8 protein-coding genes are annotated in these 7,997 nt (G+C 41.4%); 3 read left to right on the forward strand and 5 right to left on the reverse strand.

Annotation, left to right across the window (positions count from 1 at the left end):
• From AC29Z1_RS10220 to AC29Z1_RS10240, 5 genes are all read right to left on the reverse strand, one after another.
• On the reverse strand, positions 1-773 hold a 773-nt coding region (locus AC29Z1_RS10220; RefSeq protein WP_488271362.1), incomplete at its 3' end, for a type I restriction-modification system subunit M.
• 606 nt (positions 774-1,379) lie between these two features.
• Positions 1,380-1,559, reverse strand: coding sequence for a hypothetical protein (locus tag AC29Z1_RS10225; RefSeq protein WP_488271363.1), 180 nt, complete (start codon positions 1,557-1,559; stop codon positions 1,380-1,382).
• Positions 1,560-1,840: 281 nt separating this feature from the next.
• On the reverse strand, positions 1,841-2,803 hold the full coding sequence (locus AC29Z1_RS10230; RefSeq protein ID WP_488271364.1) for a bile acid:sodium symporter family protein: 963 nt from the start codon (positions 2,801-2,803) through the stop codon (positions 1,841-1,843).
• Between the two features lie 711 nt (positions 2,804-3,514).
• A complete protein-coding gene (locus tag AC29Z1_RS10235) occupies positions 3,515-4,168 on the reverse strand; it encodes a nucleotidyltransferase domain-containing protein (protein ID WP_488271365.1) in 654 nt (217 codons plus the stop codon).
• Positions 4,161-4,703 (reverse strand): GNAT family N-acetyltransferase, encoded by a 543-nt coding sequence (locus AC29Z1_RS10240; RefSeq protein ID WP_488271366.1) that lies wholly within the window; start codon positions 4,701-4,703, stop codon positions 4,161-4,163. Before AC29Z1_RS10240 ends, AC29Z1_RS10235 begins: the two co-directional genes overlap by 8 nt.
• Before the next feature lie 455 nt (positions 4,704-5,158).
• On the opposite strand from AC29Z1_RS10240, the gene AC29Z1_RS10245 reads away from it, so the two are divergent.
• From AC29Z1_RS10245 to AC29Z1_RS10255, 3 genes are read left to right on the forward strand one after another with little or no spacing between them, the layout of a single operon-like run.
• Complete coding sequence (locus AC29Z1_RS10245) at positions 5,159-5,971, forward strand: hydrogenase small subunit (RefSeq protein WP_488271367.1); 813 nt, start codon at positions 5,159-5,161, stop codon at positions 5,969-5,971.
• Entirely contained in the window at positions 5,899-6,126 is a 228-nt protein-coding gene (locus tag AC29Z1_RS10250; RefSeq protein WP_488271368.1) for a hypothetical protein, read from the forward strand. The genes AC29Z1_RS10245 and AC29Z1_RS10250 overlap by 73 nt, the downstream gene beginning before the upstream one ends.
• Complete coding sequence (locus AC29Z1_RS10255; RefSeq protein ID WP_488271369.1) at positions 6,123-7,529, forward strand: nickel-dependent hydrogenase large subunit; 1,407 nt, start codon at positions 6,123-6,125, stop codon at positions 7,527-7,529. Before AC29Z1_RS10250 ends, AC29Z1_RS10255 begins: the two co-directional genes overlap by 4 nt.
• The last annotated feature ends 468 nt before the right edge of the window (positions 7,530-7,997 follow it).

The following is a 7,997-nucleotide window of genomic DNA, read 5'->3' on the forward strand; positions in this document are numbered from 1 at the left end:
TCGGATAAGGAATCCCGGTATTCAATGTTAGGATTCTCCACACCGTGCAGCATCATATTCATCGCACCGATGCGCAGCATCGTCCGATCCATATCATAGCCGTAAAACATGCTATGATTAAAATGATCGTGAAGCTGCTTGTCCATAAACAGGTCTTTGTACTTATCTCGAAGATATTCGCCGCAGGCCACTAAAAAACCAGCACTTCCTGCTGCGGGATCAACAATAATATCTTGCGGTGTTGGTTTCATTAGCTCAACCATCATTTGAATAATATGGCGCGGCGTCCGGAACTGCCCATTTGTTCCGGATGTTGCGATTTTTGACAACAAATACTCATAGAGATCTCCTTTGGTATCCCTGTCATCCATAGGAATCTCATCCAAAGCAGTCACTATCTTTTCTAGTAGTAGTGGCGTAGGAATAATAAAAATGGCATCAGCCATGTATTTGGTATACGCTGAGTCCTTATCGCCATGCAAATTTTTAATAAATGGAAACACTTCCTGAGAAACAATTTGATACATTTCCTCAGCTTCGAGATTTTTAAACTGGTTCCAACGTAAATACTGCTTGTCCTCAGGAAAAATTCTTTTATAGGGAATCCCTAAAAGCACAGCTTCCTTTTCCTTCCTGGTCTCAGCCTCATCCAAGCCCCTAATAAATAATAAATATGTAATCTGCTCAATCACCGATAGTGGATTAGTTATACCACCAGTCCAGAATGTTTCCCAAATCTTGTCGACTTTGTTTTTGATTTCACCTGTTATCAAGTATTAGTCCTCCCGTTATTGCACTAAAGAGTGTTCCTATATTGGTATTTTGGATAAAAATTTAAAATCTCCTGTCAACAGCTAGAACCAGGCACCTAAACTGCTTTATAACGCTTCGATGCTAGTGCAGTAATGACCAGTATTTCAATGTCTTGCTTCTTATAGTTGCGTCAGTTAATCTGTCTCTGATAAGTTTCTTTAGGATAGTGCTAGGAATACAGGTTTAGCAACACACCACTTTGGTGTTGGCAATTATATCAATAATTTGCCCTATACGCCTTCCCATTCACTACTACCTCATCAGTATATCAGAATTATAACGGTAAAGGAGTTTTTTAAACTGCCCACAAACGTTGCAAAACAGTAAAATTTAAGTTTTCATGTTCTAATCTATTCTGTATTTTCCATACTTTTATATGAAACTCCTCCAACTTTGTATAATAAGAATATTTCATGTAAAAGTACTTCCAAAAAACAAAAAAGCCGCCCAAACCTGCTGTCTAGGCGACACAAAACTGATCAAAATCAAATTTAACCAACAATCCTTACAGAATAAAGGACTCAATATTTCGTACATTTAATACTTGATACTTTGTGTACCGGTCATTATTTAACTGGTTCCCATTTACAACGTACCGGCGACGTGATAGCATTTTCTGCTTTCAACTCTTTAAAAGCCTTATCAATATCTTTGCGGTTAAGTCCGGACAATTTCTCGACCTCACCCGCACTTAAAGGTTTTCCCGCAGTTTTCATGACCTCAAGAACTTTTTCTTTAACACTCATATTGCATCCTCCTAATAGATAATTGATATCTTACTTCATATATGCTTTTTAATTTTTTCCAAACCCTACCACCCTGCGTTACCTGCCTGCCCTATTAACGCCACGCACTCAACATGTGCGAATGGGTAATCCAAAATGATGTACTAAAAAAGCTCTCACGCCTGCCGAGCTTGAAAGAGTAAAGACTCTGCAGGCGGAGTATAAAGCAAAAGGCATTACTATACCTAATACACAAACTTTGCTCTTGGGTAGACTCCCTCGTCATAGCCTAATAAAGGTCATCAACAGTTAACCTTTTTATCCTCTTCCCTTGCGTCCATACTCGGTGTCCGCTTTGCCCACCATGAAGCAAGAGTAGGACCAGAGATATTATGCCATACACTAAATATGGCGCTAGGCAATGCGGCAACAGGTGAAAGGTGAACCATGGCGAGGGCTGCACCCAAACCTGAATTTTGCATGCCCACTTCAAAGGATATAGCTCTTGCTTTGGCTTCCGACATACCGAATATCTTTTTGGCAACAAAATGTGCAATTATGTAACCACAAAGATTATGAACTATTACACCAACAACAACAATTCCGGCAACAGCAACAAGCCGCTGGGCACTAGCAGCAACAACAGCCGCTACAATTGCTATAATCGCCAACACTGAGATTAGCGGTACAATTTTTACTAGTTTCTGTACGGTTGCACTAAACATCTGTCGGAGAAAAACCCCGAAAATAATGGGCACAAGTACTATTTTAAGAATATCAATTAAGAGCGCGGTGGCATCTACCGGTATAAATTTGCCGCCCAGCCACAAAAATAGATATGGCGTAATGAAAGGCGCAATCAATGTTGTTAAAGAGCTAACGGTAACGGAAAGAGCTACATCCCCTTTGGCCAAATATGTCATTACGTTTGATGCTGTGCCGCTTGGTACACAGCCGACCAGAATAAAACCGGCGGCTAATTCCGGATTGACCCCCATAATTAAAGCGATAAGGTAACCAAGCAGCGGCATAATAATAAACTGAAGTAAAATACCAATTACAACATCCTTAGGTTGCTCAAACACTGCCTTAAAGTCATCCTTGGTCAGCGTTAGACCCATTCCCAGCATAACAAGTCCTAAAAGTTGTGGTATATATGGAGCAGCGGACTTAAATGGCAGCGGATAAATGAAAGCCAGTGCTGCAACCACAATGACAAGTATTGCAAAATAATTACTAAAAACTTTTACAATCTTATCTATCATTACAACATCTCCCTATTTCAGTATTGCTCTAGTATTTGCCGAAGTAAAGAGTTGCGCATAAAGTAACCACACTTTACTCGAGGAGCAGGCGGCACCCGGGTTAGCAATCTTGCACGTTAACCACCAAGTCATCTGGATGAATTGCGTTTACGGATAATTCGATGCTCATAACAAATAGGGTTTGGGGTTGAGGTTGGCAATGAGTTCTCTATTATTTTTTTTTACGATTCTTGCATCTGATGGATGTACTTCGAACATATTCTTTTGAACTCAGAAATCGTCCTTCCTGTGCAACGGATGTACCATCATCACATTCCCATGGTCCAACACGCGCTAGATTCGCCATCGCGGAGAATATCTCGAAAACGCCCCCTTTTATCCGTCATGTATTGTCTTATCTTTAGCCTTACACAGTGGAAATCTAGTATATTCTTTAACTTAATTTGCCAAATTCATTGTAATTCCTGTTTGTTTATCAGAAATATTTACAAAAAAAATCTGTTTATGTGCATTATTCTAATCTTCTTTACAAAAACGAATCTTTGTTTTGCAAAAATAAATCCTCTTCGCAAAAATATCCCTAAAATGTACGAAAATAAAAAATGCTTCGACCATATAAACCTAAGGATTCGAAGCACCTTTCATATTCTCTGCAATGCTCAAACTATAGCATACAATCACTAAAAAACCATTAACTTTATAAAGCGGCCTTCATATCTTAATTAGCTTCCTTACCCAATTAAATAAATGCTCCGACAATGTATCAAAATCAATCGTAGCACCGTTTTTTAGAGCATTAAAGTCATTTAAAATCTTTTTCTCTTCATTGGTTACCGCTTCAAGCAAGTCTTTTTGGTGCTTAATATATTTGCCTGTAGACTTAAATACAATAGCTTGTATGACAAAAGATGCTGACTTATATAGCCCACGCACTATATCATCGCTTTTTTCATATAACATATTGTGTACACATCCGTGGTATATGTTGCAAGCACCTATTTTAATAGCACGCTCCACTGCTGCACTATCAATTTTTGCCAGCAACGCATCAAGACTTCCAACAATCGGTATAGTATCATAATAAAACTGAAATAAATCAGAAGGCTCCCAATTTATGAGTTCATCTTGACCTGCAAGAAATCCACAAATCAACTCTCGGTGAGGAAGGGTATCAATCATATCGTTATATGTTTTTATATCCTCTACTGTTAGTTTATCTAATATCACTACTACATCAATATCACTTAATTCAGTTGCTTCACCTCTTCCATAACTTCCTTGTAGGCCTACAAAATAGATACGTTCACCAAACGTTTCTTTAAGTAATTCTATAAAGCGCTCCATCCATAATTTTATGTCAACCATAATAACCTCCTGATTTTTTCAATTCTTTCCACTCATCACGGCTGATTGCATATACTTTAGTGATTTCATTAGTGTCATCTTCAAACTCATCAACCAGATGACATCCATAAGCTATCGCTGTTCTATATGATGGGACATTCGTATACTTCATATAGGAATAAATGATATTAAAAGGTGTATTCATAAAAGTCCAGTCCCTTACTGCTTTTGCAGCCTCACTGGCGTATCCTCTCCGTTGACAATCCTTTCGAATATGATACCCTATTTCCGGCTTTATTTCGCCACCAATCAATTGCATTGTAAGTCCACAATCCCCAATCACTTCACCAGTTTCTTTCAAAACTACGGCCCACAATCCGAAGCCAAAAACCTTGTATCTATCAATATTTTTTCTTATCCACCCTCTGACTCTATCCTCGTCAAAGGAATAGGGATAGTGCTTCATGATATCCGAATCTGCAAGAACAGCATACAATGCATCAAAATCATCCTCAATCATTTCCCGTAAAATCAATCTGTCTGTTTCTATTACCATAAGCTAAACTCCTTTTCCATTGTTCTGGCTTTGTTAAATCTTTACGCAAAAATTGTTTTTTCTCAGAGACGACGAGATTAAGCATTTTAAGATGTTTCGCATGATTTACCAGGAGATAACCTGCGAACCGCCTTATCCAGAACAAAAAGAATTCAAAGAGCCTACGAATTACTGTTCCGCCATTCAGCAAGCGATCTTTGGTGAGCTCGGAGCTGTAGAAACATACAGGAAAATTATGTTTGGCCTCTGCTCTCAGCGTCACAGAGATATGCTATTCGAAATTATTACCGACGAGCTTAAGCATTCCGTAAAATGGAATTTTTTGTATAGTAAAAACTGTTGTGGCTGCTGTTAGCAGTCGTCCGCCCCGCTTGCAGAAGGCGGGTTTTTCTTGTAGCGTTACTATAATACTACGTCTTTGCATATGATGATAGAAACTTGCTTAGAGGTGAGGTATGGAAAAAGCCGAGTTTTTGCAACTATGCCAGGATAATGCAACAGCCGATAATCATGGGTTATCAGCCAAATTATTGCCTATAGCCTGTCGATATTTAACTGACAACAATAAAGAAAAATTACGCGTTATCTGGCTGGAAACGAGCGATAGCGGCGACAACAACATTGCTTTCATGAATACAACATATCCTTACCTGAACCAAGTATTTACAGATATGATTGATCTTATATATAGTAATACCTTCATGGCTGCCCAGGGAAGCGATGCGCTTATGCTTATGAATGACGCCGTTAACCGCTATCATGGAAGATTCACGCTTGTAGTCGAGGGAGCGATACCGATAAAAGATGGTGGAATCTATAATGTTATCGCCAGGACGAAGAATGGACCGATTACGGCTCTAGAGGCAGTAATGAGACTAGGAGCGGCTGCTCAATATGTAGTTGCTATCGGAACGTGCGCAAGTTTTGGCGGAGCTTCATCTGCGGAACCGAATATAACTGGCTCGGTAGGAGTAGGACAGGTGCTAAAGCGGGAGATAATCAATGTAAGCGGTTGCCCGGTAAATCCTGATTGGTTTGTAGGAACATTAGCTCATCTGCTTATGTACGGAAAGCCGGAACTAGATAAACTTAGCAGACCGAAGCTCTTTTACGAATTCACCATCCACCGCCACTGCCAGCGACGGTCCTATTTTGATCAAAAAGACTCGCCAAGAAACTGGGCGATATTGAATGTATGTTTTCCCAAGGATGTTCCGGCCCCCGTACAAGCGCTGACTGCCCCTACAGGCAGTGGATTAATCATGTGAGTTGGCCAGTAAAGGTGAATACCCCTTGCATCGGTTGTACTAACCAGGACTTTCCTGACGGGTCTTCCCCCTTTTTCACGCCTCTCCCTGAAAAAGGCAAAGGCGAAGCAGCTCATAAACAACAGCCGTTAGCGGAGAAAGGAAGACCAAAATGAGCACGCAAAAAATTTTGTTCAGCCCTGTTACCCGCTTAAGCGGCCTGTTATCAGTCGAGCTATCGATTGACACCGGAATAATAGTCGAAGCCAATGTCAGCAGCACTATGTTCCGCGGCTTCGAATATATAATGCGAAACCGTCATGTTACCGACGCCGTATACATGACCCAACGCATTTGCGGCATTTGCTCCATGGCCCATGGCGCTGTGTCAAGTTATCTTCTGGACCAGCTGTACGACAATGACATTGATGAAAACGCCCAGTATTTACGCAACATCATGTTCGGGGCCGACTTTTTGCAGAACCATATCCGTCACTTCTATTTCTTCGGGTTACCCGACTTCGTCATCATGCCGAATCACCCCCCCTTTCTGAGGCAAAACTGCGAAGACTGCCGCCTGGATACCGAAGATAATCGTCGCTTGGCAGGACATTATATTGAGGCCGTCAAAGCAGCGGAAAAAAGCCATCAAATCCTGGCTCTTTTCGGTGGTAAAGCGCCTAACCAACACAGCTTCATACACGGCGGAGTTGCTGTTGCCCCCACAGCAGACAAAATAAACCAAGCCCTTGCACTCATCAGAGATATCAACGCTTTTGTCCAGCGATATATGTTGCCTGATACCGAGCTTATCGCCAGGGTCTATGAGGACTATTACCATATTGGGGAAACCCCAGGCCGCTTCCTCTCATTCGGATTATTCCGGTTCGGCAACAAGAACGACCATATTCTATGGAAACCTGGTGTCGTTGACAACGGTAGAATAACTGAGCCTCAACTAAATCTAATACAAGAAGATATCTCAAGAGCATGGTTCGAGCGTGCAAAATGGATGGAAGAAGGGGAAGTACGCCCCGCCCCACATAAACCCGGAGCTTATACTTGGACTAAGGCGGTGCTATACCGGGGACAACACTATGAGGGCGGACCGCTGGCCCGCATGACTTTTAACGGCTTATATAATGGCGGTACTTCCACAATGGACCGGATTGTTGCCCGCACTTTAGAAACGCTTCTCATAACGGAACTCTTGGAAGGGTGGCTGTATGAGATCAAACCTGGCCCACCGCCGATCAATCAGAAGAAAGATCCTGTGCTCACCCAAGCTCTTTCAGTTACCGATGCTATGCGGGGGCCTTTGCTCCATTGCGCCAGCTTGAAGGGTGAACAGGTTGATAAATACGATATTATTACACCGACAGCTTGGAACTTTTCTCCTAAAGATATCTGCGGCAACCGAGGACCGGCAGAAATCGCTCTCATCGGCACAAAAATTCCATCACCAGAACTCAAATTTGTTATTCCCGGGCGAATAATACGGTCGTTCGACCCTTGTATTTCCTGTGCAACCCATTTGCTAGACTGCCGCACGAAAGCTGTTGAAGAAACCATTTATTGACCACGATTATTTTTCTCTACGCTCGATCAATGCCACCCATAATATTAAAAATGTCGCCCTTCGCCGGATATCGGCCGTTGCATCCCCAGATCAGACGCCGCAGGCTTTCATCGGTTGAATGCTAATTATAATTTCTTTTAACAAAATGCGCCACCCCCATAAAATAAAAATTCGCCAAAACTATAAGTCTAGGCGAACATAAATCACACATATTAATTTCAGGAAAAGCCAAAAGCCTTATGGTTTAAGGCTTTTGGCGCTCTATCAACGCAACTGACTCAACATGGCACGAGCCGCTCGGATTGATGTCTTGGGCTGATTTTTTGCACCTTTCGTTTACGGGAACATGTCAATGAGTTTTTTGCATTTTTTCTGAAAACCAATGTTCATGGTAACATATCGACATAATAATTATAACGCCAACCACTATATTTGTAGTTGACGTTATAATTATTATGACTTTAGTCT

The sequence above is a fragment of the Sporomusa sp. genome (assembly GCF_057736855.1).